We start from the raw sequence: 1358 nt of genomic DNA on the forward strand, positions 1-1358 counted from the left end.
CACCACGTCTACAGCCACCGACGCACCCTCAATCTGTTCAAGATGGAAGTGAGGGAATCAAGCTGACCAAATCACAAACTCGCCGGGGCCCTGGCCAGGAACCGGCCGCCTTCAGATCCGTCGCCGCGAAGTTCCCCGTCCCCGAATCCGGAGTCCCCGCCGCCGCGACTGAGGCCATCACGTACACCTTGCCGTCCGACGGCGAAGCGCCCGGAGCGGCCTCCACATCCGCCACGAGATGGCGAGATGCCTGATCATTGGACGACGGCACCACCCGCGCGCTCTCAGCCGCCTTGGCACACCCCGCGTCAGGCCGAGCGGCCAGCACACACGCAGGCATCTCGATCAACCCGAGCCGCGCGGCAGACCCCGCAGGAAAAGCGTTGGCGAAGCCGGAGTAGTCCACACTCACCCGCACCCGGGCCGCCTGGAGGCCACCATCGGCCCGCGCGACACGCACCCCCAAAGCCGTACCACCCAGGCGTTTGGCAACGCCCGCGCTCAAGGTCTCCACCCGCACCTTGCCTGGCGAGGCCTCAGCGCCCGCCTGCGCCACCGACACCGGTGAATCCGACGCCTTCGCAAAACCGGCGCCCACGGCCACCTCGGCCGACCCGGCACTCGGCAGCACCGGTGCGGCGGCCTTGGTCACCGGAGGCGGCGAATCCTCCACACCATGGACATCGGCGACCTTCCTGATCGCCCGCCCCTCCACCGACCGCTCCTGGGAGGAAGAGGACCCCGGCGCCGACGGCGACACCAGATCAGTGATCACCCCGACGCTGGACGCCAGCAACGCGATCGAAAGCACGGCTAACAGCCACATTTGGACACGCTGAAGGCGCACGCCTCAACCTCCGAAATACCCCGTCGACCCGCGACACTGTGCCCGGCGGGCCGTATAAAGCACCTATAAGTGACAAAAACGCTCTCATCTTGATCAGTGTCAGCAACCCTGTCAATGCGCTGTCAGCCAAACGGCGACTACGGAGAGTCATGAAGCTGCCGAAGTGGCCGGTCATGACCACTCCCGATTGCCAGGAAACACTTAGATAACTGTCAGAGAGCATGGCCATCAGTAGCGGAACCACTCGGCTCAGCCGACATACGGCCGGGAGCGGGAGCTATCGGAAAGCGCACCGGTGGTGATTGTCGGTACTCATTTCCAGGCTTGCCAGCGGCGGAGAGGTAGCGGTGATGAGTCCTCATGCCCGTTTGGACGGCCTGGTGTATGAGAGGAGCAGCCTGCTCGGTGTGACCCCTCCTGTCGCTTGCCAGCCTGATGGGACCACCCAGTTGCCACGAGGAAGGGACCACCTGGTCGTGTAGTCGATCATAATGATCTCCCTCAGTTCGTC

At 64.7% G+C, this 1358-nt stretch carries 1 protein-coding gene; it reads right to left on the reverse strand.

All coding sequences use genetic code 11. The features are described from left to right. Positions 1-37: 37 nt before the first annotated feature. Entirely contained in the window at positions 38-826 is a 789-nt protein-coding gene (locus tag AB0B89_RS36475) for a hypothetical protein (protein WP_358562379.1), read from the reverse strand. Positions 827-1358 lie beyond the last annotated feature (532 nt).

It is taken from the genome of Sphaerisporangium sp. NPDC049002 (assembly GCF_040649355.1).
In the GTDB taxonomy this organism is placed as follows: Bacteria; Actinomycetota; Actinomycetes; order Streptosporangiales; family Streptosporangiaceae; genus Sphaerisporangium.